At 68.6% G+C, this 22,115-nt stretch carries 18 protein-coding genes, 1 tRNA gene and 1 pseudogene; 7 read left to right on the top strand and 13 right to left on the bottom strand.

What is annotated here, in order from left to right; genetic code table 11:
* Positions 1 to 89 precede the first annotated feature (89 nt).
* Positions 90 to 1,709, top strand: a complete 1,620-nt coding sequence (locus IE258_RS20880) for an acyltransferase domain-containing protein (RefSeq protein ID WP_189745651.1) — start codon at positions 90 to 92, stop codon at positions 1,707 to 1,709.
* Complete coding sequence (locus IE258_RS41280) at positions 1,706 to 1,897, top strand: DUF6059 family protein (RefSeq protein WP_308434195.1); 192 nt, start codon at positions 1,706 to 1,708, stop codon at positions 1,895 to 1,897. The genes IE258_RS20880 and IE258_RS41280 overlap by 4 nt, the downstream gene beginning before the upstream one ends.
* 83 nt (positions 1,898 to 1,980) lie before the next feature.
* On the opposite strand, the gene IE258_RS20875 is transcribed toward IE258_RS41280, so the two are convergent.
* Together IE258_RS20875 and IE258_RS20870 are read right to left on the bottom strand one after the other, a co-directional pair.
* Positions 1,981 to 3,018, bottom strand: a complete 1,038-nt coding sequence (locus IE258_RS20875) for an alpha-ketoacid dehydrogenase subunit beta (protein WP_189745649.1) — start codon at positions 3,016 to 3,018, stop codon at positions 1,981 to 1,983.
* 33 nt (positions 3,019 to 3,051) lie between these two features.
* On the bottom strand, positions 3,052 to 4,035 hold the full coding sequence (locus tag IE258_RS20870; protein WP_189745647.1) for a thiamine pyrophosphate-dependent dehydrogenase E1 component subunit alpha: 984 nt from the start codon (positions 4,033 to 4,035) through the stop codon (positions 3,052 to 3,054).
* Positions 4,036 to 4,284: 249 nt separating this feature from the next.
* Here IE258_RS20870 and rfbA point away from each other — a divergent pair, with 249 nt between their 5' ends.
* Entirely contained in the window at positions 4,285 to 5,157 is an 873-nt protein-coding gene (rfbA, locus tag IE258_RS20865; protein ID WP_189745645.1) for a glucose-1-phosphate thymidylyltransferase RfbA, read from the top strand.
* Positions 5,158 to 5,199: 42 nt separating this feature from the next.
* Here the strand turns inward: rfbA and rfbB are convergent, their stop codons facing one another.
* From rfbB to IE258_RS20815, 11 genes and pseudogenes are all read right to left on the bottom strand, one after another.
* Positions 5,200 to 6,207 (bottom strand): dTDP-glucose 4,6-dehydratase, encoded by a 1,008-nt coding sequence (gene rfbB / locus IE258_RS20860; protein ID WP_189745643.1) that lies wholly within the window; start codon positions 6,205 to 6,207, stop codon positions 5,200 to 5,202.
* A 158-nt stretch (positions 6,208 to 6,365) separates the two neighbouring features.
* Positions 6,366 to 7,367, bottom strand: a complete 1,002-nt coding sequence (hemC, locus tag IE258_RS20855) for a hydroxymethylbilane synthase (protein WP_189745641.1) — start codon at positions 7,365 to 7,367, stop codon at positions 6,366 to 6,368.
* 215 nt (positions 7,368 to 7,582) lie between these two features.
* On the bottom strand, positions 7,583 to 7,990 hold the full coding sequence (locus IE258_RS20850) for an SRPBCC family protein (protein ID WP_189745631.1): 408 nt from the start codon (positions 7,988 to 7,990) through the stop codon (positions 7,583 to 7,585).
* 485 nt (positions 7,991 to 8,475) lie between these two features.
* Complete coding sequence (locus tag IE258_RS20845; RefSeq protein WP_229892293.1) at positions 8,476 to 9,294, bottom strand: AfsR/SARP family transcriptional regulator; 819 nt, start codon at positions 9,292 to 9,294, stop codon at positions 8,476 to 8,478.
* Positions 9,295 to 10,453: 1,159 nt separating this feature from the next.
* Positions 10,454 to 10,711 (bottom strand): annotated as a pseudogene (locus IE258_RS42065) (hypothetical protein); the annotation flags it as partial.
* Between the two features lie 105 nt (positions 10,712 to 10,816).
* Positions 10,817 to 11,476 (bottom strand): ScbR family autoregulator-binding transcription factor, encoded by a 660-nt coding sequence (locus tag IE258_RS20840; protein ID WP_229892292.1) that lies wholly within the window; start codon positions 11,474 to 11,476, stop codon positions 10,817 to 10,819.
* A gap of 397 nt (positions 11,477 to 11,873) precedes the next feature.
* Positions 11,874 to 12,722: an SDR family NAD(P)-dependent oxidoreductase gene (locus tag IE258_RS20835; RefSeq protein ID WP_229892291.1), complete on the bottom strand. Its 849-nt coding sequence runs from the start codon at positions 12,720 to 12,722 to the stop codon at positions 11,874 to 11,876.
* Positions 12,719 to 13,534, bottom strand: coding sequence for an alpha/beta fold hydrolase (locus tag IE258_RS20830; protein ID WP_189745629.1), 816 nt, complete (start codon positions 13,532 to 13,534; stop codon positions 12,719 to 12,721). Before IE258_RS20830 ends, IE258_RS20835 begins: the two co-directional genes overlap by 4 nt.
* Positions 13,531 to 14,808, bottom strand: coding sequence for an LLM class flavin-dependent oxidoreductase (locus IE258_RS20825; RefSeq protein WP_189745627.1), 1,278 nt, complete (start codon positions 14,806 to 14,808; stop codon positions 13,531 to 13,533). The genes IE258_RS20830 and IE258_RS20825 overlap by 4 nt, the downstream gene beginning before the upstream one ends.
* Before the next feature lie 43 nt (positions 14,809 to 14,851).
* Entirely contained in the window at positions 14,852 to 15,235 is a 384-nt protein-coding gene (locus tag IE258_RS20820) for a cupin domain-containing protein (RefSeq protein ID WP_189745625.1), read from the bottom strand.
* Between the two features lie 78 nt (positions 15,236 to 15,313).
* A tRNA-Gln gene (locus tag IE258_RS20815) sits at positions 15,314 to 15,400 on the bottom strand.
* Between the two features lie 293 nt (positions 15,401 to 15,693).
* On the opposite strand from IE258_RS20815, the gene IE258_RS20810 reads away from it, so the two are divergent.
* Genes IE258_RS20810 through IE258_RS20795 form a run of 4 tightly spaced genes read left to right on the top strand, consistent with a single transcriptional unit; the run spans position 15,694 to position 22,115 of the window.
* On the top strand, positions 15,694 to 15,945 hold the full coding sequence (locus IE258_RS20810) for an acyl carrier protein (RefSeq protein WP_229892290.1): 252 nt from the start codon (positions 15,694 to 15,696) through the stop codon (positions 15,943 to 15,945).
* The gene (locus IE258_RS20805) at positions 15,938 to 19,771 is read left to right on the top strand and encodes a type I polyketide synthase (protein ID WP_229892289.1); all 3,834 of its coding nucleotides are present in this window, start codon (positions 15,938 to 15,940) and stop codon (positions 19,769 to 19,771) included. The genes IE258_RS20810 and IE258_RS20805 overlap by 8 nt, the downstream gene beginning before the upstream one ends.
* Positions 19,768 to 21,339: a long-chain-fatty-acid--CoA ligase gene (locus IE258_RS20800; protein ID WP_189745621.1), complete on the top strand. Its 1,572-nt coding sequence runs from the start codon at positions 19,768 to 19,770 to the stop codon at positions 21,337 to 21,339. The genes IE258_RS20805 and IE258_RS20800 overlap by 4 nt, the downstream gene beginning before the upstream one ends.
* A complete protein-coding gene (locus IE258_RS20795) occupies positions 21,336 to 22,115 on the top strand; it encodes a thioesterase II family protein (RefSeq protein ID WP_189745619.1) in 780 nt (259 codons plus the stop codon). The genes IE258_RS20800 and IE258_RS20795 overlap by 4 nt, the downstream gene beginning before the upstream one ends.

Below are 22,115 nucleotides of genomic sequence, written 5' to 3'. Positions count from 1 at the left end.
GACAGGAGGCACAGTTGCTCTGCACAGTCCTGAGGGTTGTCACCCGAGATCTGGCACTTCCCGAGCAAACCTCGGCGGGGCAGGCGCCGGTGGGCGGGCAAGGCGTCGACGCCGCGCTCGAGGCCTTCGGCCTCACCGGCTCCTCGACGCGCACGCGGACCGTCGTCTTCCTGGTGACCGGCGATGTCCCACAGCCGGTTCACTCCGGCTTCGAACATGTCGCCGTGCGCACGGCGGAGTCGACGGTGCTGGCTCTGGTGCTGGCACATGCCGCACTCAACGGCGGCGGCAAGGACGTCGCCCTGGTGCTCGCCGCTCCCGATGGGCCCGGCCCCGTCCGGGCCCATCGAGTGACCCTGCGCGCGGTGGCACGGGAGGACCGCCCGGCGCCCGGTACCGGCCCGTCGCACGGGCCGGTGGCCGACAGCGCCCGGTTGCTGCTCTGGTCCGGCCGCCGTCCCGGCGACGAGACACGGACCCGTGCCCGACTGCGCTCGGTGGTCGATCGGATGACGGACGACATGTTCCGCGCCCTGCCTGCCGTGGTGCCCTGCGGGCAGGGCGCGGGGCTCGTTCGGGCGGCCGCCGTGTGCAGCTTGGAGGACCCCGCCGCCGCGCTGGACACGGCACGGGCGATCACAGCCGGCACCCCCCGCCCGGTGGCCCTGCTCTTTCCGGGCCAGGGCTCACAGCACACCGCGATGGCCTGCGGGCTGTATCGGCACGAGCCGGTGTTCACCGAGGCCGTCGACACGGTGCTGGACCTCATGGGCGACGAGGGCGCGGCCATTCGCGCCGACTGGCTCACCCCGAACGGACCGCTCATCGACATCGATGACGTCCGGCGCGCGCAGCCGCTGCTGTTCGCCGTGGACTACGCCCTCGGCAAGTTGGTCATGAGCTGGGGGATCCGTCCGACGGCACTCCTGGGGCACAGTGCCGGCGAACTGGTGGCGGCCACGTTCGCCGGTGTCGTGTCGCTCGAGGACGCCGTTACGATGATGCGGGAGCGCGTCCGGCACGCGCTGTCCGTCCCGGCCGGCGGAATGCTCGCGGTCGCTGCGTCCGCGGCCCACCTGCGCCCCTATCTGGTGGACGAGGTGGCCATCGCCGCGGTCAACGCCACCCTGCAGACCATGCTGGCCGGCCCCGCTGCCCAGCTGTCCGCCGTGGAGCAGCGGCTGCGTGCCGACGGCCACACCGTCGTGGCGGTACCGGCGACCAGCCCCTTCCACTCTCCTGCCATGGCCCCGGCCGCCGACGCCGTCGAGCGGGAGTACACCCGGATCGGGCTGCGGTCCCCGCGCCTTGCGCTCTACTCCGGTTACACCGGGGAGCTGATGAGCGACCGGGACGCGCTGAGCCCCCGGTTCTGGGCCCGCCAGATCACGGACACGGTGTACTTCAGGCCGGCCCTCGACCAGTTGCTCGCCGCGGAGGACATGCTGCTCGTCGAGGCCGGACCGCGCCAGACGCTGACCGCGTTCGCACGCCGGCACCCGGCAGTGCGCAGCGGGGCGAGCGCGGTGGTGCCGATGCTTCCGGCCCGTCCCGGAAGTCCGGCAGCGGACCGGCGCGCTCTGCTCGGCACGGTGGCCCGGCTGTGGACCGAGGGCCATGAACTCGACGCCGCCGCACTCAGCCGCCTCTGGTCCGACGGCGAGGACCGTGCCGCCCTCCTGCCACTCCTCGAGCCGGGACACCGATGATGCTCACCCGAGTTCTGCGCGCCCTCGAACGGGCGATGATCGCCGCGGGAGGCATCTGGGTGTACGTCCCGCCCCTCCCCCCTCTCGACGGGCCCGGTCCCGGGCATCCCGAGAGTGTCGCCCGAGGGGGCCCGCTCAGCGCGGCCGAGCGTGACCTCGAGCGTGCTCTGTTCGGCGAATGCGAGTGACGGTACGTCACACGGCCGGACCGATGTCCAGGTGGGCCGGCCGCGGACAGTGTGCGCAGTGATACCGGGGCAGCATGCGGTGTTCAGTACGGTCCCTGGAATCCCGCGGCGACATCGGCCAGCGCGGGCAGGTCTCCCGGTGCTTGCCCGCACAGTTGCAGGCAAGCCTCCACTATGCCGCCGGCACCGGGGTGAAACGCCTCCTCCAGCGGCCAGGACACCGGCGCAGGGCAGTCCGGAAGTGCCAGCCGCCGTATCGGCGCCGTGAGGGCGTGCGGTATGTGCTCGGCCACCACGGCCGCCACTTCCGCGGTGAATCCGTACCGCGCCCAGCTGGTGTCGGCCACGACCAGCCTCCCCGTCCTGGCCACGGACTCACAGATGATCCGATCGTCCAGCGGCCGCAGGCTGCGTACGTCGACCACTTCCACACTGATGCCTTGTTCGGCCAGTTGAACGGCCGCCCGTTCCGCCTCGTGGACCATGAGGGAGGTGGCGACCACGGTCACGTCGGCGCCGCGTCGCGCGATCCGGCCGACCCCGAAGGGGATGGCGGTGGCCCCGGCCGGCACCTCTCCGGTCAGCGGGTACAGGTTGCGGTTCTCCACGAGGACGACGGGTGTGTCACCGGTCAGCGCCTGGACCAGCAGCCCCTTGGCATCGGCGGGCGAGGCGGGGGCCGCCACGTACAGCCCCGCGTAGTGGGCGAAGGTCGCGTGCGGGCTCTGCGAGTGCGTCGCTCCCTGCCCCCAGCCGCGTCCGACCACGCCTCGTGTGACAACGGGCACCCCGCCCTTGTCCCCGCCGTACATGTAGCGCCACTTGGCGGCCAGGTTCACCAGCGGGTCCAGTGCCAGGAACATGAAGTCGGCCCGCGTGTGCACCAGCAGTGGCCGCAGGCCGCAGGCCGCCGCACCCACCGCGAATCCCGCCGTGGCGTTCTCGGAGTTGGGCACGTCGATCACACGGTTCGCGCCGAACCGTGCGTACGCCTCCTTCGTGGTGCCGAAGGTGCCCTTGATGTCGTCAACCCCCTCCCCCGCGATGAAGATGCTCTCGTCCGCCTCCATGCACTGCACGGTGGCCTCGCTGATCGCCTGCCAATAGGTAAGAGTTCGCACGAGTGCTGGTCCTCTTCGTCGGGTGCACCGGTGTCAGCGGGGCACAGGATGGTAGGCACCGTCGAGCAGAGCATCGACATCGGGGAAGGGCTGCTCCTTGGCGTAGACGACGGCCCGCTGGATCTCGTCGCCGTACTGCGCCGACCACTCGGCCACGGTCCGGTCGATGTCGGGATGCTGCTCACGCAGGATTTCGGTGGCCCGCACGATCGGGCAGCGGGCCATCCACGCCTCCGTCTCCCGCACCGGTCGGTACCCGTGGTCCTGGCCGTGGTCGAAGCCGGGCCCCACATGTTCCCGCCACCGGTAGGTGGCGAGTTCCAGCAGGTACGGTCCGTTGCCTTCCCGGCAGTGCCGCAGCGCTCGTTGCGCCGCCTCGTACACGGCGAACACGTCGTTGCCGTCCACCCTCGCAGCCGTGACCCCGGCGGCCTCGGCGCGATCCTGGATGGTCGAGCCCGCGGGCTGGCGGGCGCCGATCGGGGAGGAGATGGAGTACAGGTTGTTCTCACAGACGAAGACCACCGGGACCCGGTGTACCGACGCCAGGTTGAGCGACTCGGCGAACACACCCTCTTCCGTCGCACCGTCGCCGAAGAAGGTGGCCACGGCCCTCGGCCGGCCGCTGCGTGCGAAGGCCCAGGCAGCTCCCACCGCCACCGGGATCATCTCGCCGAGGATGGCCGCCGACCCCCCGAAGCCAACCGCCCGGTCGACCAGGTGGATCGAACCGCCCCGGCCGTGTGCGCAGCCGGCCTGCTTGCCGTACAACTCGGCGACCATGGCCTTGAGATCGCCTCCCTTGGCCAGGTAGGGGGCGTGCGAGCGGTGCGCGGTGAAAACCAGGTCCTGGCTGGTCGTGGCAGCGCAGACACCTACGGCGGTCGCCTCTTGGCCGATCGAGAAATGCGTGGGTGTACGCATCTGCTGCTCGTCACGGTAGTAGTCGGCGAGCGTTTCCTCCACTACGCGAATGCGCACCATGTCGCGGAGCAACTGGGCACGGCCGGACGTCATGTTGGAGCCTCCTCGCAGACGGTTTCAGGGCGTCGGGCCTCGGCCGGCCTGCTCCTCCTCGCGAACGGTGCCGGGCGGTCGGACGGCGCCCCTCTCCAAGCCCCTATCGTCGGAGCACCCCCTAGAGGACTGGTGAAGCCGGGCTGGACGCGCGAAGTCGAGTCCTGTTCCAGAGCCAAGCGAGCCCGGTGCGGTGCTGTGGCCTCCGCGGGACACCAACCCAACGCGATGTTGAAGGGCCACGTGCGTATGAAGGGCATCATTCTCGCCGGCGGGGCCGGCACCCGTCTGCACCCGATCACGATCGGTACTTCGAAACAGCTTCTCCCGGTGGGCGACAAGCCGATGATCTACTACCCGCTCTCGGTACTCATGATTGCGGGCATTCGGGACATCCTCATCGTCACCAACCCCACCGACACACCGAGGTTCCGGGCGCTTTTGGGCGACGGGTCCCAGCTCGGGCTCAGCATCACCTACGCGGAACAGCACTCCCCACGCGGCATCGCCGACGCGATCCTCATCGGTGCCGAACACATCGGGGACGGTCCGGTCGCGTTGATTCTCGGTGACAACATCTTTCACGGCACCAACTTCTCGGCGACGCTCACGGAGAACGCCAGGGACGTGCGGGGGTGTGTGCTGTTCGGCTACCCGGTCAACGACCCCACGCGGTACGGCGTAGGCGAGAGCGACGCCAACGGCGATCTCGTCTCCATCGAGGAGAAGCCCCGGCACCCCCGCTCCAACCGCGCGATCACGGGCCTGTATCTGTACGACAACGACGTGGTCGACATCTCGAAGAACCTCAGGCCCTCACCGCGCGGCGAGCTGGAGATCACCGATGTGAACCGCGTCTATCTGGAGCGGGGCCGGGCTCGGCTCGTGAACCTGGGCCGAGGATTCGCCTGGCTGGACACCGGGACGCCCAAGTCGCTGCTCCAGGCGGGTCAGTACGTGGGCGCGCTGGAGGAGCGCCAGGGGGTGCGGATCGCCTGCATCGAGGAGATCGCATTGCGCATGGGCTTCATCGACGCCGATGCCTGTCACCGGCTGGGCTCCCGGATGGCCGCCTCCGACTACGGTAGTTACGTCATGGCCATCGCCGCCGAACTGGGATGAGTTGACGGCCGTCGGGCCCGTGCCGCCTCGTGGGCGGGTCCGTTACGCGCCGGTCACCCGAACGGGCGCTTCGAACGTGGCGGCTCGCCGAGCCAGGGGCTCCCACCAGGCCCGGTTCTCGCGGTACCAGCGGACGGTGTCGGCCAGCCCGGGTGCGAACGAGATCCGAGGTTCGAAGCCGAGCTCCTCGCGGATGCGCGAGGTGTTCAGCGAGTACCGCCGGTCATGTCCCGGGCGGTCCCGGACGTGTTCCACACGGTCCCAGTCCATACCGAGCTCGGCGAGCACCCTTGCGGTCAGCTCACGGTTGGTCAACTCGGTGCCACCGCCGACGTTGTACGTCCTCCCCGCCCGGCCCGACTCCAGTACGAGGTGGATCGCACGGCAGTGGTCGTCGACATGCAGCCATTCGCGCACGTGTCGGCCGTCGCCGTACAGCGGCACCTTCCCGCCATCGAGCAGCCGTGTGACGAACAGCGGGATGATCTTTTCGGGGAACTGATAGGGGCCGTAGTTGTTGCTGCACCGGGTGACGGTGGTCCACAGGCCGTACGTACGGTGGAAGGCGCGGACCACCAGATCGGATGCGGCCTTTGACGCCCCGTAGGGCGAATTGGGCTCCAGCGGGGACGACTCGGTCCACGAGCCCTCCTCCACGGACCCGTAGACCTCGTCGGTCGAGACGTGCACGAAGCGCTCCACACCGGTGTGCCGACAGCATTCGAGGAGGGTGTGGGTGCCGACCACATTGGTCGTGATGAAGGGCGCGGAACCGGCGATCGACCGGTCCACGTGCGATTCGGCGGCGAAGTGCACGATCGCGTCGTGTCCCGGCAGGACGTCCATGAGCAGGTCACGGTCGCAGATGTCACCCCGTACGAAGGTCAGCCGCGGGTGCCCGTTCGGAAGACTGGTGAGGGTGCCCGAGTAGGTGAGCTTGTCCAGCACGGTGAGCCGGGTTTCCTCGTGCCCGGGGTAGGCACCCGCGAGGAGACCGCGGACGTAGTGGGAGCCGATGAAACCGGCGCCTCCGGTGATCAGGAGCTTCACGGCAGCCGTCCTTCCGACTCGGGCTGCCCGGCACGCCGCGTGCCGTCTCGTTCCAAGGTCATCTGCCGCTCCTTCAGTCGCCGTGCGGGTACCGCCGAGAATGGCAGCCACCCAGTCGCACGGCCGTCGACATTCACTCGAACCGTGAGGGGCGCTTGTCAGGCACGGCCGACGCCGTCCGGCCGGGCGGCCCCGGGGCCGCCCGGCCGGCTCAGGTGCGCACTGTGCGCGGACGCACCCCGAATTCCGTCAAGGATGCGACGTGCGCCCCGGTCGATGAGATCCGCCGCCAGGGCGGCACCGAGCTTCTCCGACTCGCCGACGGTTCCGGTCAGTCGGCCCGAGACCCGCTGCGTGCCGTCGAGTGACGTGACCTGCGCGAAGAGCGACAGGGTCCCGTCCGGCCCCGTCCTCGCGTACGCGCCCACGGGCACGCTGCAACCGCCGTGCAGCTCGGCCAGCAGGGCTCTCTCGGCCCGCACCTGAGCGTCGACGACCATGTCGCTCACACTGGAAAGTATCTCCCGGAGTTCCACGCTGCTCTGCCGGATCTGAATGCCGAGGGCGCCTTGACCGGGAGAGGGCGGGAACAGGTCGAGGGGCAGCATTTCACCGATGGCGTCGTCGAGGCCCAGGCGGTGCAGCCCCGCGGCGGCCAGGACCACCGCGTCGAGGCCCGCGGTCTCGATCTTCTTCAGACGGGGCGGAACATTGCCCCGGATCGGGATCACTTCCAAATCCGGTCGCACGGCGAGGAGTTGAGCAATTCGCCGGGGGGAGCCCGTGCCGACCCGTGCGCCTTTCCGCAGGCCGGACAGGGTGGACCCGCACAGGGCATCCCGCGCGTCCGCACGGCCGGGCGGCGGCAGCCGTATCAGTCCGGGCGGGTCCGCAGTCGGCAGGTCCTTCAGGGAATGGATGACCACATCCACGTCGCCCCCGGCCAGCGCCGCCTCCTGCTCCGAACTGAAGGCGCTGCCGCCACTGATCGCAGACACATCGGAGAGCCGGGACTTCCGATCCCTGTCGCCGCCCTCGAGAATGACCCTGTGTGTGAACGCGACATCCGGAAACCGCCGGCTGATCGGCGCGAGATATTCCCGGACTTGGGCCTTGGCCAGATTACTTGCTCGCGAACCGACCAGGTACGTTGGATGCATGACTTCTGTTGTACCGAGGCGAACTCGACCGGTGGTCGACTCGCCTCTGTGCATCATTTCCTCCGCGGCCGGCCACTGAGCCTTCTCGGCGCCGGCGCTCCGGGGGCGGGGACGCCGGCACCCTCACGGGTGCCGGCGGGCATGGTGTCCCGACCGCCGTCGGGGCACCGTCCCCGACGGCGGTCGGGGGCGACGGCCGTGCGCCCACGGTCCGCTCAGCCGCGGGTGGACAACGTCTCGCGGATGACGGCCAGTCCGCCGTCCATGGTCTCCGCGACCGACTTGGCGAGTTCGTCCGGCAGCACGTCGTGGATCCATACCAGCCGTGTGCGTGTATCGCTCTCGGCGACGACCTGGAAGGAAGCGTTGTCATGTGCGGGCCGCACAGTGTCTCCGATGACCGCCCAGACGATCCGGCGCGCCGCGTGGTCGAGAGCGATGAGCCGCTCACGGGCCACGACGCCGTCGGCGAAAGTCACCACCCGGACATCGGCGGCAGCGAGCCGTGTCGCGACGACATAGCCCGGCGCTATGCGCGTCGGCCCCTCGGCGAAGTCGCCGATCACCGCCCACACATCATCGGCACTGGCCTCGATCACGGCCTCTTTGACGATCGAGGCCATGACTACGCGGCTCCGGTGCGGAATCGGTCTCGGCCGGCGCACGGCGGGTGGGCGGGCAGCCCGGGGCCTCCGTTTTCCGCACCGCAACGGGCAACGCCTGGAGCCGCCACGAGCAGCCGCCTCTCTCGCCGTCCACCGGCGCCGGGTCAAGGTGGTGCACCACAACAGGGCACCGGAGAGCCGGACCGTCCGACTCTCGCACCGGCTGCTCAACGCGCTGCCGCGCGCGACGACACTCGACAGCGGATCACTGCCACCTTTCGGAGTAATCCCAGTACGGGACGTGCGACGCCAGGACATCGGGCGGAGTGCCGGCCGCCCGGCAGGACGAGGATCTGTCGGGTGTGCCACGCCGGAACGACACCGTGGGCTCGTGCCGCGGTCGGGGCGTGGAGGAGTCGGCGGGGTCGAGGGCGGCGTCGACGACGGAACGTGCTCGCAGGGGACGTCGCGAGGTTCGGCCACTTTGTCGGGTCGGCAGGCCCTCAGATGCGCACGCCGGCCTGTCCGGCAAGGGCGGGTTCACCCAGCAGCGCCGGGTCGTGTTCCAGGATCGCGCTTTCACACCACCTCAGCGTGGGTGACGGGTCGACGCCGAGATCTTCATTGAGGCGATGCCGGAACTGCCGGTACGTGTTCAGCGCGTCGATATGACGGCCGGAACGGTACAGGGCCAGCATGAGGAGTCGGCAGAACTGCTCCTGGACGGGATTCAAGGCGAGCGTCTCGGTCAGCTCCGGAATGATACGGGCATGCCTGCCGCACTTGAGTTCGATTCCGTAGAGCAGTTCTAATGCGGATAACCTGGCCTCCTCGTACTTGGACGCTGCAGTTTGACATAAGGGCCCTCCGACGACTCCGCCGAAGGCTGGCCCCCGCCATAGCGTGATGGCGCGGCGCAGGTCGTTGGCGCAGCGGCGGGGGTCGCCCCCGACGCCGGTACGGATGGCCTCGATGCTGTCGAGGAAGACCTGGGCGTCGAGCTCACCCGACCTCAGCCTGAACTGATAGCCGGAGACGGTGGCGGTGATACGCGGCACCGAATCCGGCTCCAAGTGCGCCAGCATGCGCCGAAGCCGGCTGATCTGGGCCTGGAGTGCGTTGTTCATCTTTTTCGGAGGAGTAGTCCCCCACAATTCCTCCGCCAGGGATTCCACTGTGACCACTTGGCCTGCAGTAGCCATGAACGACGCGAACAGGAGTTGCTGTATGGCCCCCTTGGGGCGCATTATTCGATTACTTCCTCTGATTTCTGACGGGCCGAGCGTGAAGAAATACATACTTCCTCCGTAGATCGTCTGCACCAGCAGGATTCAACGCATTTCGCGCAGGCGGCACGACATCTTTCGCACATCAGATGGAAGGTCGATCGGCCGCCTTTCGCGGTGGGCGGTATCTATTCGGTCAGTCTTGGCCCGGCGCGACCGGAGACACGAATCAGGGATACCCGCCCCGGTATCTCGAAGTCGGCGCTGTACGCGGCAGACCGAGGCTCGACGGGGAGATCGTGCGGGTGTTCGGCACTGGGCAGGAAGGGAGGGCAGCGCTCCGCCGATCGAGTCCCGGCGTCTGCGCGCGGTCTCGCGCAGACTTCACCCGTCTGTCAAGGTGCGAATCAGCCACGGGTCTGTCGCAGCGGATCGGGAACAGTGCGGACCATGCGCGTCCGGTGCGATAGAAGGATCTACCACCGGTCCCCGTGCCAACCACTTCGCGCATGCTTCCCCTGTCCCTCTAATAGCCAATTGCCTGGCCGTGCGGCGCGCAGGTGGTCCGCCTCGCCCCACACCTCAAAGTTCGCTCCCTGCACAAAGAAAACCACTCTATCGGTTTCCTGTACAGAGGGAAACGAACCTCTGAGCGAGAGCTCTACCAGCCGCCCTCTGCATCGCCGGCGCATTGTTCATAAGACATTGCAGGTGGCGCGGCAGGTTCCGGCGAACGGCGAGTCTTCGGGCCGCATTCGCGGCGCGAGAACTCACACGCCGAGCCCATGAGCGGACCCATGGGGTCCGGCGGAAGACCGGGACGGCGTCCGGCCGGGCGGCGCAGGCGGCCTGGGGTGGCACGGCGTCGGGAAGGGCACCGTCTTCCGGTTCCGCCGGCCCGCGACGGGGTGTCGGACAGGTGGGCGGCGGCTCCCGCCGCGGCTCGGGCCTGCACGCCTGCCGTCGGCTCGCTTCTGTCGGCCCCCCTCTCGCACAGCTGTGCCTGTCGGCACGCTCGACGGGCTCGTGCACGGTGGGCACGAAGGAGTCGCAGCCGCACGTCGGCGCTGACGACAGTGCGGCCCCGCTCGGCGGGCAGGGGCCGTGCCCCGCCGCCGGCCCGGGTGGGGTGGAGCGGTCGGTGGCGAACCGGCGGGCCGGCCCCACGGCCTGTTTCCGCGGTCGGGCGGCGAGCCGCGCCAGGTGATGCTCTGCCACTTCCGCGGGCTGATCGGCTCAATCGCGTGAGGCGGGGTTTCCAGCCCTCCGTGCGGGCGAAGTGCTCGACACGGGCGCACACGTGCTTGTCGGAACGATTGCGTTCCTCCTTTCCGGCTGGCAGCTTCCCGCCCCCTGGTACGGCGGTGCGCGATGCCGAGACGGACGTCGGCGTCGACCTGGTGGGCGGCGGAGTGGCGGCAGTCCTGGGACCGAGATGGTTGACGGCCCCCCCGGCCGCCGAATTCGAGAAGTCGAACAGCGGGGCGAGCCGGCGCCGTGCCAGGTTCGCGCGCGCCCCTACTCCGCGGCCGACAGCGCCCGCTCTGCAGCGGCGAACTCCCCGGCCCGTCTGCGGCTGCCGGAAACGCGGCGACGGTTTCCGTCGCGCCGGCGTGCGTCAGCTCTGCGCCGCCGCGGCCTTCACCTGCCCGCCCGCGGTGTCAAAATCGACCACCGCCATTCCCGAGGTGAGGCGGGGAAGTATCAGGTCCCAAAAGCGCGTCGTCGCGTGCCGGGAGCACCAGGCCCCATCGGTATTCCCTTCCGCGCGCCCGAGTACCTCGAAGCCGACAATCGCCGCTGTAATCGCCGAGGCCGCATCCTCCAGCACCACGTCCGACGCCAGGCACCCCTGCTCCCTGGAGCGGCGCAGAACGGACTCCACCCAGTTGCACCATTCCTGCCGCAGATCGATCCTCCCGTCCCATGTCGCGTCGCTGCCGAGTCGAAATCCGGCGCGGAGTACGGAATCTTCTGCGACTCGTTGCGCCAAGCGGTGCGAGGTGTCTACAAGAAGCTGCAAAGGAGCTGGGTGATCGCGCAGCTGACCGCGCTCTATAATCTCGTGAAGCAGCTGAAATGCAACCCGTTCGACCTCTTCCCCCAGCATTCTCTTGTTCTTGAAGTGAAAATGTAATGCCCCATAGCTGACGCCCGCCCGGGAGCTGATCTCCATGAGTGATGAAAGGGCAAACCCCCTGAGGTTGAATACATCAGCAGCAGAGCTGATCAGATCCCGTCTCGTCCGTACAGCGCGTTCTTGCTGGGTCATCGGCATGCTCCGGGGATGATGGACTGCTTGTTGGTGGAGACAATTTACCCGCACATTGCGATCAGAGCTATTGGACATATCAGGCCCGCTGAAGCCAGTCAAGACGTGTTTTAAGCAAGGGCAGCGCATTCGAGACAGGCAAGTTGCAGGGCCCTGGCCAGTCGAATTCTGCACTCTGCGGAATCTCATCGCACATGCCCGCAGTTCACGCGGGGTTGCGAGGGCGGCTCACAGCCGCCGAGGAGCCTCAGCTTCGGCCGGAATATACCCTCAGGACATCGAACTGATGTCGGCATGTATCAGGCTATGCAGGAGCACCTTCGGGGCGCGCCGGGGAATCTGCCGCCCCGGCGCGCCCCGAAGGTGCGCTGTATTGCTGTGGAGATTGTTGAGTGAGAGCGCCTCAGCCCTGGATTCCCGGGACCTTCTGAGACCGAGACTGGCTACCGGGCACCTCCAGAACGGCGGCACCGCCGTAGAAGGCGCTCACCCCGCCGTCGATGACGACGGACGAACCGGTCATGAACCGGGAGGCGTCACTCGCCAGATAGACGGCGAGTCCGACGAGTTCGTCGGGGGTGCCGAACCTCCCTGCCGGCACGATCTGGAGCAGGGCCTCGGCCGTCCGCGGGTCCGTGGCGATTCCATCGGTGAGGTCGGTGTGCACCCAGCCGGCCGAGATCGCATTGACCCGGACCCCGGTCACGGCCCACTCTGCGGCGAGCGAATGGGTAAGGGCGATCACCGCGGCTTTTGACACCGCGTAGGGCGAGTAGTGGGGAAGACCGGCCTCCCCCGTGATCGAGGCGATGTTGATGATGGATCCGCGCCCGCGTTCGGTCATGTCCCGGCCGACGGCGCGGCAGACGTGCAGAGCGGATTCGAAGTTGAGCCGCATCTCTCGCTGCCATTGCGCGACTTCCAGGTCGTGGAAGGAACCGGCGCAGGTGAACCCGCCGGCGTTGTTCACGACGATGTCCAGGGGCCCCATCTCGGCCACTGTCTGCTGCACACAGGCCCGGATCTGGTCCGGGTCCTCGACGTCGCACACCAGACTGATCGCGCGTCGCCCCAGCTTCTCGACCTCGGCTCTCACCTCCTCCAGCCTCTCGGCTCCCCGGGCCAGGAGGGCGACGTCGGCACCTGCCTCGGCGTAACCGAGTGCGATGGCCCGCCCGATGCCACGGGAGGCGCCGGTCACCAGAGCGGTCTTCCCCGAGAGGCTGAACAGAGAGTTCCCGCCGTGGCTCACTTCAGGAACTCCTCGATCCGAGTCAGCGCCTGTTTGAACTGCTCCACCTGCGGCAGGTGCCCGCTGTCGTCGATGAGGGCCACGGCACTGTCGCGGATGAGGCCCGCGAACTCGTCGGCGTAAGCGGCCGGAGCAAGGCGGTCCTCGCGTCCCCACACGATCAGCGTCCGCGCGGCCACGCGGTGCAGCCGTGCCCGCAGCCCGCGGTCGGGAATCGGCCACAGATACTTACCGGTGCTGCCGAGCGACCAGACCATGCCCGCGGCTGCCTCCACGGCCGCCTCGGGATCCTCCGGGAACGCCAGGGCCGCCTGGGCGACATCGCCGGACGGGTCGTGGAAGAGCAGACCCGGCAGCTCCGTCTGGGAGGCGGCGGAGAGGGTGGCGACGGGCAGATCATCGCGCCACAGCCCCAGGGGCGATATCAGCACCAACTTTCCGGGGAGCGCGGGGAAGTGCGCCGCGAGCTCCGCGGCGAGCATGCCGCCGAAATCGTGGCCCACGACGACCGGTTGGCTCAGGCCCAGGGACCGGCTCGCCTCCTCGAAGACGAGGACCATGTCGGACAGGTCGTCGATGACGTGCGCGGCGTCGGGCTCACCCGCGCTCGTGCCGGGGAACTCGGGGGCGTAGACCGTGTACTGCTCGGCCAGGCGGGACAGGAAGGGGTCCCAGGCCAGCCCGGTGGACCCGTGGAGGTACAGCAGCGGAGCGCCCTGGCCCGCCACCTTCACCCTCAGTCGCAGCCGTCCGTTCCAGACGTCCACTGTCTCCTCGCGGGGCGAGGGCTGTGCGCGTTCGGTGGTGGTCATGAGGCCTGCGTCCTCCCTGCCGCGGACGGCGCGTGCTCCTGGGCCGCTGGAAGTGGCACGCCTCCCAGCCGCTTGGGCCACCAGTGATGGGCAAAGCCCTGGTCCTGCCACAGCGTGCGCAGATGGGGCAGGACCTCGGTGGCGAACAGATGGATGTTCTTCTGCACCAGGTCCTTCGGCATGGACCCGAAGCCGAGCATGGCGTGCAGGTTCCCGATCCCGTACGTCGTGCAGTACTCGAGGAGTTGGTCACGCACTGTGGCGGGACTGCCCGCGATGACGACTCCGGCGTCGGCGAGTTCCCCGAAGCCGGCGGTGCGCATCGTGCCGTACATGCCGAAGTCCCCGGGGTCTTTCAGCATGGCCTTGACGCCGTGGATGTTGACACCGCCGGGCAGCCCCAGCATCTCCGGCGGGATGGCGCCCAGTCCCTTCCGGTAGGCGTATTCGGCGTGCGCGCCGTATTCCTTTTCGGCCCGCGCGTCGGTCTCGCTTACCGCGATCGTCTGGAGAAAACCCATCCGGTAGGGGTTGCGTTCGAGACCGAGCTGGTCGGCCAGTTCCCAGAACCGCTCGAATATCCGCTTGCCAGTCAGTTTGGCGCCGGCGAACCCGAAGTAGTTGAACCCGAACCCGCGTTCCAGCGTAAGCTGCATCGTGCGGGGGTTCCCGATTCCGGTGATCCACACCGGCGGCTGTTCCTGCAACGGCCTGGGCCAGAGGTTGACCTGCGGGAACTGACCGTAGCGGCCGTTCCAGGCAAAGGGGTCGCGGTCGCGCCAGGCGCGCAGGATGAGTTCGAGGTTCTCCTCGAAGCGCCCCCGGACCTCAATGGGCGGGATTCCGTTGTTGATACTGGCGTCGTAGCTGAGTCCCACCGGAAAGCCCGCGATGAGCCGGCCCCCGCTGATGACGTCAACCATCGCGTACTCTTCGGCGACCCGCACGGGTTCTCGTGTCTTGCCGAGCGACCGCCCCATGGGGAAGATCGCGGTGCTGAGCCTCTCGGTTTCCGTGGCATAGGCGACAGCACTGGCCACGAGGTTCGGGTTCGGCGACAGGTCGTAGGAACTCTGGCCGTGCTCGGTGAGCGAGATGCCGTCGAACCCCGCCCGGGCACCCGTCATCAACTCGTCGATGTAGTCGACCACCGAGGAGTACACGCCCGCTTCGGTCGTCAGACTGTAGGGGGTGCTGCACACCGAATCGTGATGCGCTTCGAAGTCCGAAGGCAGAAACCGGTAGGGCGCCTGCTCGAACAGAGTGACCTTCATCTACCCTCCAGGGACCGGATGTGCGGGCGCCGCGAGCTGCGGATCACAGCTGCGTGACGATGAGGAGCGATTCGCCGCCCACGCTCCTCGTCGAGTGCCCCTTGCCGGTCACGTCCTCCACGAGAACGCTTCCCCCCGGGAGGAAACTCCGCGACTCCCCGTCGCTGACCTGGACCTCCAGCTCGCCCTTCAGGAGCGTCATCACCTGCTTCCGGGGCGCGGGATGGAAGTCCCCGAAGTAGCCGTCGGGGAGGAGCAGATACACACTCGCCTTGGCCTCCGTGGCCGTCGAGAGGAACATGGAGGGGGCCGGCGGCGCGAAGTTGACTTCGGCGAGGTCCAGCTTTTCCTCGGCGAAGTGCGTCTCCCCCGCCGCATCGGTGTACATACGCGTGACACCGATCGTGCGGGTCTCGGTACCCGACATCACTCTCTCCTTCTGGGAGGGCTGATCTGATTCCACATAGCAATGGTGGGCCGGCATGCCGGCCCACCAGCGCTGCGGCGGAGAGGGCAGGATTCGAACCTGCGAGGGCTAAAGCCCTTCCCTGCCCAAGGCAGGGATCCGTTAGGCCGCTACGGCTACCTCTCCCTGCGGATCCGGCGTTTTCACCGCGCTCCGCTGTCTGTTCGAAAACTATGCCAGACCACGCTGACACCGTGCTGATGCTCTACTGATGCAGGTGGCGGAGCGGGCTCGAGACCATATGTCAGCGCCTTATCAGTCGCGCGTCAATCCACTTTGATTCAATCGATGCCGTACCCACACGTCATAGGCGACCGGGAGCAGAATAAGGGGCAAGGCACATGACAGATTCTGGTACTGCTCTACACGAGCTTCGCGGACTACCAAGGTCTGAACGGTCGGAAGCCCTCGAGGAAATCGTGGTCAAGGAGTTCAAGGGCACGCTTCTCATGACCCATGATGAAGAGTTCCCTCTGACCGAGAGCTTTTTTGACCTGGGATTCACTTCACTGCGTGTCACCGAGGCGAAGCAGCGTCTTGAGGAGCGTCTGGACTGTTCCATCAGTTCCAACGTGCTGTTCAACAACCCGACTGCGGAGCAGTTGGTGGCGTACCTGATGACCGACGTGCTCGCCGACCTCTTCCCGGAAGGTTCTGATGCAGATGGCTGAGCCGGCCGGGAACAGCCGGCAGAATGCCGTCGCCGTCATCGGGGCCGGTCTCCGCTTTCCCGGCGGCAACGACACGCTCGACGGTTTCGCCGACTTTCTGCGGGCTGGTGGCAGCGGCATCGGTCCGCTGCCTCGGGACCGATGGGATGTCGATGCGTTCGCCTCGGACGGTGACGGCGCGCCGGGAGCGGTCCGTACCGCAGGGGGCGGCTTCCTGGACCGTATCGACGAGTTCGATCCTCAGTTCTTCAGCATCTCCCCCAAGCAGGCGCAGTACATCGATCCCCAGCAGCGGCTGCTGCTGGAGACGGCCTGGGAGGCGCTGGAGAACGCCGGCGTCGATCCGGCCGGGGTGCGAGACGGCGGTGTGTACATCGGTGCCACGCCGTTCGACCAGGCCATGGAGCTGGACTCGGTGCCGTACGACAAGCTCGATGCGGCGCTCGCCACGGGCATGGGCGCGTACCCGCTGTCCGGGCGGCTGTCGTACTTCCTGCGCTGGCACGGTCCGAGCCTGACGACGGACACCGCTTGCGCCTCGTCGCTGACGGCCCTGCACATGGCGGTGGCGGGTCTGCGGGACGGGGAGTGCGGGATCGCGCTGTGCGGCGGTGTCAACGCTCTGCACCACCCCAAGATCTTCGCGATCCTCTCGCAAGGCGGGATGCTGGCGCCCGACGGGCACTGCAAGACCTTCGACGACGCCGCGGACGGGTACGCGCGGGCCGAGGGCTGCGGGGTCCTGGTGCTCAAGCGCCTGGCCGACGCCGAGCGCGACGGTGACCAGGTGTTGGCGGTGGTCCGGTCGACCGCCATCGGGCACAACGGCGAGAGCGCGGGGCTGACCGCCCCCAACGGCACATCGCAGGAAGCGGTCATGCGCCGGGCTCTGGCCCGGGCGGGCCTGGAGCCCGGGGACATCCAGTACGTGGAGGCCCACGGTACGGGCACATCGCTGGGAGACCCCATCGAAATGGGCTCGATCAACGGTGTGTTCGGCGCCGCTCACCGGGACCGAGAGGCGCTCACCGTCGGCTCGGTGAAGTCGAACCTCGGGCACATGGAGCCGGTCGCCGGGATCGGCGGGATCCTCAAGGTGGTCCTGCAGATGCGCGACGGCCTGTACTACCCGCACCTGTATTCCACACCGTCGGGGCGCATTCCCTGGGAGACGTACCCGGTGCGCGTCCCGACCAGCTGCACGCCCTGGCAGGCACCGGTACGCCGGGCCATGGTCAACAGCTTCGGCGTGGCCGGTGCCATCGGCGTCGCCGTCCTCGAACAGGCACCCGCCCGGCCCGGTACCGGCACGCCGGCACCGGGGCCGCACGTCTTCACCCTCTCCGCCAGAAACGGTGCGGCGCTCACGGGGCAGATCGAACGTCACCTGAGCTTTCTCGCGGAGCAGCCGCAGACCGACGTGGCGGATCTGTGCCTGACCCGCAACGTGGGGCGCGCACACTTCAACCACCGGGTCGCCGGTGTCGCCCGGAGCACCGCAGACGTGGTCGACCTGCTCGGCCGTCACGCGCAGAAGCTGGCCGACGGTGAACACGCCCCGGGCAGCCTGCGCAAGGTCGCGCTCCTGTTCACGGGTTCCGGGTCGCAGTACACCGGCATGGGCGCGACGCTGTACCGCCGCTATCCGGTGTTCCGCCGACACCTCGACGAATGCGACCGGCTGTTCGCCGGTCACCTGCACAGGTCCATCAGCGAGATCATGTTCGGCACGGCCCCGGACGCCGAGGAGCGGCTCGCCGAGACCCTGTACACCCATGCGGCACTGTTCGCGCTGGAGTACGCCGTCGCCAGGCTGTGGCAGTCCTGGGGGGTCCGGCCCAATGTGCTGCTCGGGCACAGTGTCGGCGAAGTGACCGCGGCGACGGTGGCCGGTCTTTTCACCCTGGCCGACGGAATCGCCTTCCTGGTCGCTCGCGCCCGGCTGATCGAGTCGGTCTCGGTGCCCGGGGCCATGGTCGCCGTGGCGGCGCCCGTCTCCGAGGTGCGTCCGCTGCTGGCCGCACTGCCGGATGTGGACATCTGCGCCGTCAACTCGCCCCAGCAGTGCGTCGTTTCCGGTGGTGCCGCGTCCGTGCAGCAGATCGCCGGGACGCTTCGCGGCCAGGGAGTCAGGGTCACCGAGATGCGTGTCTCCTCGGCCTTTCACTCGCCGCTGATGGACGAGATCCTCGATCCGCTGCGCGAAGCACTGGCGGACGTCACCTTCCGGGAGCCGTCCTTGACGCTGGTCTCCTGCCTCACGGGCGAGGTGGCCACCCCTGGGGAGCTGTCCACGGCCGAGTACTGGGTGCGCCACGTGCGCGAGAGGGTCGACTTCGAGGCCGGCATCCGCACGGTCGCGGGCCGCGGGAACCACGTCTTCGTCGAGGTGGGTCCCTCCTCCGCCCTGGGAACACTGGCCAAACGGTGCCTGCCGGACGGCAGGCACCGCTGGCTCACCAGCCTGCGTCCGCGCGACGAGGAGGGCCGGTCGATCCACGAAGCGCTGGCCGGCGCGTACACCGCGGGGCTCCAGGTGACTTGGTCGGCCGTCCATGAAGCAGGGGGCGGGCGCCGCATCTCCCTGCCCGCCTACGCCTTCGACCGCAAGCGGTACTGGCTGCCCGACCAGATCGGCCGGCACGGCCTCGGCGCGGCTTCGAGCGTGCATCCCCTGCTGGGCACCGAGACGCACCGTGGCGATGAGGGTGCTGACGTCCGTGAGTTCGTGACGCGGATCAGCGCGCACAACCCGGCCTATCTCGCCGATCACACCCTGCGCGGGCGGCCGTTCATGCCCGCGGGCGCCTATATCGAAGCGGTCCTGGCGCTCACGGACGCGGTGTACGGCACCACCGGACGGCCCGTGCAGGACATCCGCTTCCACGAGGCCCTGTTCCTCGGCAGCCAGCCGGTCGAGGTCCGCACCCGCTGTACCGAACGGGCCGGCGGCTTCACCGATGTGGAGATCGTCAGCCGGGCCGTCGGGGAGAACGGCTCCGCCGAGCGGCGGCACGCCACCGCGGTGCTCGCCCCGGCGGGTGAGGCGGTCCCGTCCGGCACCGGCCGGGGCCTCCAGACCCGCGCAGCCGCATCCGGGCGTCCGCAGGGGCGGTTGGACGCGGAGGAGGTGCACGCGGCGTACAGCGCCGCCGGGCTGGAGTACGGTCCGCAGTTCTCCCGTGTCGGGCAAGTGCTCCGCTATGGAGCGGACTTCGCGCTCAGTGAGCTGAACGGGGCGGACATCCGGGAGGCGGAACACCTGCCGCCGCCGCTGTTCGACGCGGCCACGCAGGGGATCGCCGCTCTGGTGGACCGTGACCGGTCGTACATGTCGGTGGGCATCTCCTCGGTGCGGGTGTTCAAAAAGCCCCGTGCGGCACGCCTTCGGGCCGCGCTGCGCATCGTGCCGGCGGACGACAGTGAGACGGCATTCCTCGCGGACGCGGTGCTGATGGAGGGTGACAGGCCGGTCCTGGAGATCCTGGGCATGGCGTTTCGGGAACTGGCCGCGGTCCCCGCGCCCGTGCCCGGGAAGCGACCCGCCGGCCGGTCCGAGACGCCGCCGGCACAGCGGTCCGGATCGCCCGAGGCGCTCCTGCGCGAGGCCGTCGCACAGCTGCTGAGGCTGGACAGCGCGCACGACATCGGAGCGGACATCTCGTTCTTGGACCTCGGTATGGACTCCCTGGCGGCAGCGGAACTGCGGAGTGTGCTGGAGAGCGAACTGCACACATCGCTTCCGCCGCAGGTCGTCTTCGACCACCCCTCCATCGAGCAACTCGTGGAGTTCTTGGAAAAGCAGGATGTGAAGGAGCGGGTATGAGCGATCCCGAGAAGAAGACGATCACCGCCAGGTCCGCCCTGCATGCACGGCAACGGCCCCACGTCGCCGCCCTGGTCGCCGAGGGACGGGAGGTGACGTACGGCGAGTTGCACAAGGAGAGCAACCGCACCGCGAACGCGCTGCTGCGCGCCGGGCTGGCCCGCGGGACCCGGGTGGCCTACCTCGGCAAGGAGTCCGAGTACTACTACGAACTCGTCATCGCCTGTGCGAAGGCCCAGACGGTGCTGGTTCCCGTCAACTGGCGGTTGATCAGGGCCGAGGTGGATCACATCCTGCGTGACTCGCGTGCGGAGATCCTCTTCGTGGAGCGTGAGTTCCTGCATGTGGTGGAGCGGGTGCGAAGCGAACTGCCGTTCCTGCGGGAAATCGTGCAGATGGATGAGCCGGAGCAGCGGGCGGCCGGTTTCCTGGCCTGGAAGGCCGATGCGCCGGAGACCGATCCAGGCCTGGACGCGGACCCTGAGGATCCGATCGCCCAGATGTACACCAGTGGTACCACCGGCCTGCCCAAGGGCGTGGTGCTGCCCCATCGGTCCTTCTTCACCTTCATCGAGAACATGCAGCGGCACGGGCTGGACTGGATCGACTGGCGTCCCGAGGACCGCAGCCTCACCTGCTTCCCCGGTCTGCACGCCGGGGGCTACGCCTGGTTCCTGCACTGCTTCAACGTCGGCGCCACCAGTGTGGTCATGCGGATGTTCGTCCCCGAAGAGGCCGTACGGCTCATCCGGGACGAGCGCGTGACGACGGTCTGGGCGGCACCGGCGATGCTGCAGATCATGCTGGACGAGCCAACGGCGAGCCCGGAGGCGTTCGCGTCCCTGCGCAAGATCGTCTACGGCGGCTCTCCGATCGACTACGAGCTGATGGTCCGCTGCCTCAAGGAGTTCGGATGTGAACTCGCCCAGGCCTACGCCTCGGCGGAGACCGGAAGCTTCGTGACGTGCCTGACAGCGGCCGAACACGTCCCCGGCAGCCCGCTGATGGCCTCGGCGGGCCGGGTGTGCCCGGGCAACGACGTCAAGATCGTCGACGAGGAGGGCAACGAGTTGCCGGCCGGGCAGACAGGGCGTATCTGCCTGCGCAGCCCCGCCCGCTTCACGGAGTACTGGCAGCAGCCCGAAGCGACCCGGAAAATGATCGTGGGCGACTGGCTGTATATGGGGGATGCCGGCTACCTCGACGACAACGGCTATCTGTTCCTGCGGGACCGGATCAACGACACGATCATCGTCGCCGGGCAGAACATCTATCCGGTGGAGATCGAGCACGCCTTGTGCCTGCATCCCGCTGTCGCCGATGTCGCGGTGTTCGGTGTGAGCGACCCCCGCTGGGGCGAGGTCGTCCGTGCCGCGGTGGTGTGCCGTGCCGACGTGGCCCGGCCGACCGAACGCGAGCTGATGGTCTTTCTCCGCGGGCGCATCGCCGACTACAAGATCCCCGGCGGCTATGTGTTCCTGGAGAGCCTGCCGCGCAATCCGACCGGCAAGGTGCTGCGCCGAGTCCTGCGCGAGCGGTATGCCGGTGCGCCGGCCGGGCAGCAGTGACCACGGGTCTGCGGAAGGGCGGCGCCTCGGCCGGGTGGCTGCGCCCGGCCGTCTCCGACCCCAACGCGCAGGCGGCGCTGTTCCTCTTCCACTACAGCGGCGGCGGTGTCTCGATGTACAGCCGGTGGCCCGACTTTCTGCCGCCGAGCGTCGAATGCCGCCGGGTCCAGTTGCCGGGCCGCCAGGACCGCGTCGACGACCCCGCGTTCACCGAGCTCGCGCCGCTCGTCACGTCGCTGTGCGAGGTGATCTCCCAGGAACTCGACGACCGGCCCTACGCGTTGTTCGGTCACTCGATGGGAGCGCTGCTCGCCTATCGTGTCGCCGTCGAGATGGATCGCGCCGCACAGGCACGACCCGCGCTCGTGGGTGTGTCGGGCTGGGCACCGGAAGGCTTTTCGATGCACAGCCGGCACCTGACCGAGGGGCCCGACGAAGGGATCGTCGGCCTGTTGCGCGAGTTGGGCACCGTGCCCGACGAAGCCCTGGACAGCCGTGAGCTGTCGGCGATGGTGGTCGCGCCCATGCGGGCCGACCTCGCGGTGTGCGCCGACTACCAGGACGACCTGGCCCCGGTCGGCTGCCCGCTGGTGGCCTACGGCGGGCGGGACGATCCGTACCTGGCGCCCGGTGCCCTGCGGTCCTGGGCGACACGCGCCCACCCCGCCTTCCTCGGCGTCCGTGAGTTTCCCGGCGGCCACTTCTTCATTCATGACCACGGCCCCGGGATCGCGATGGACCTGGCGCAGCTGCTGCACCGGCACATCGCGTGCTGA

Origin of the sequence: Streptomyces tendae (assembly GCF_014650435.1) — a bacterium.
GTDB lineage: Bacteria > Actinomycetota > Actinomycetes > Streptomycetales > Streptomycetaceae > Streptomyces > Streptomyces tendae.
The sequence above is the reverse complement of the archived record's forward strand: the minus strand, read 5'-3'. Positions and strand labels throughout refer to the sequence as shown.

Coding starts and splice junctions, on each gene's coding strand:
- IE258_RS20805 (WP_229892289.1), top strand. CDS start 15,938: ATGGCTGAGCCGGCCGGGAACAGCCGGCAGAATGCCGTCGCCGTCATC.
- IE258_RS20870 (WP_189745647.1), bottom strand. CDS start 4,035: ATGACGTCCGGCCGTGCCCAGTTGCTCCGCGACATGGTGCGCATTCGC.
- IE258_RS41280 (WP_308434195.1), top strand. CDS start 1,706: ATGATGCTCACCCGAGTTCTGCGCGCCCTCGAACGGGCGATGATCGCC.
- IE258_RS20840 (WP_229892292.1), bottom strand. CDS start 11,476: ATGCCGATGACCCAGCAAGAACGCGCTGTACGGACGAGACGGGATCTG.
- IE258_RS20830 (WP_189745629.1), bottom strand. CDS start 13,534: ATGACCACCACCGAACGCGCACAGCCCTCGCCCCGCGAGGAGACAGTG.
- rfbA (WP_189745645.1), top strand. CDS start 4,285: ATGAAGGGCATCATTCTCGCCGGCGGGGCCGGCACCCGTCTGCACCCG.
- hemC (WP_189745641.1), bottom strand. CDS start 7,367: ATGCATCCAACGTACCTGGTCGGTTCGCGAGCAAGTAATCTGGCCAAG.
- IE258_RS20800 (WP_189745621.1), top strand. CDS start 19,768: ATGAGCGATCCCGAGAAGAAGACGATCACCGCCAGGTCCGCCCTGCAT.
- IE258_RS20850 (WP_189745631.1), bottom strand. CDS start 7,990: ATGGCCTCGATCGTCAAAGAGGCCGTGATCGAGGCCAGTGCCGATGAT.
- IE258_RS20825 (WP_189745627.1), bottom strand. CDS start 14,808: ATGAAGGTCACTCTGTTCGAGCAGGCGCCCTACCGGTTTCTGCCTTCG.
- IE258_RS20820 (WP_189745625.1), bottom strand. CDS start 15,235: ATGTCGGGTACCGAGACCCGCACGATCGGTGTCACGCGTATGTACACC.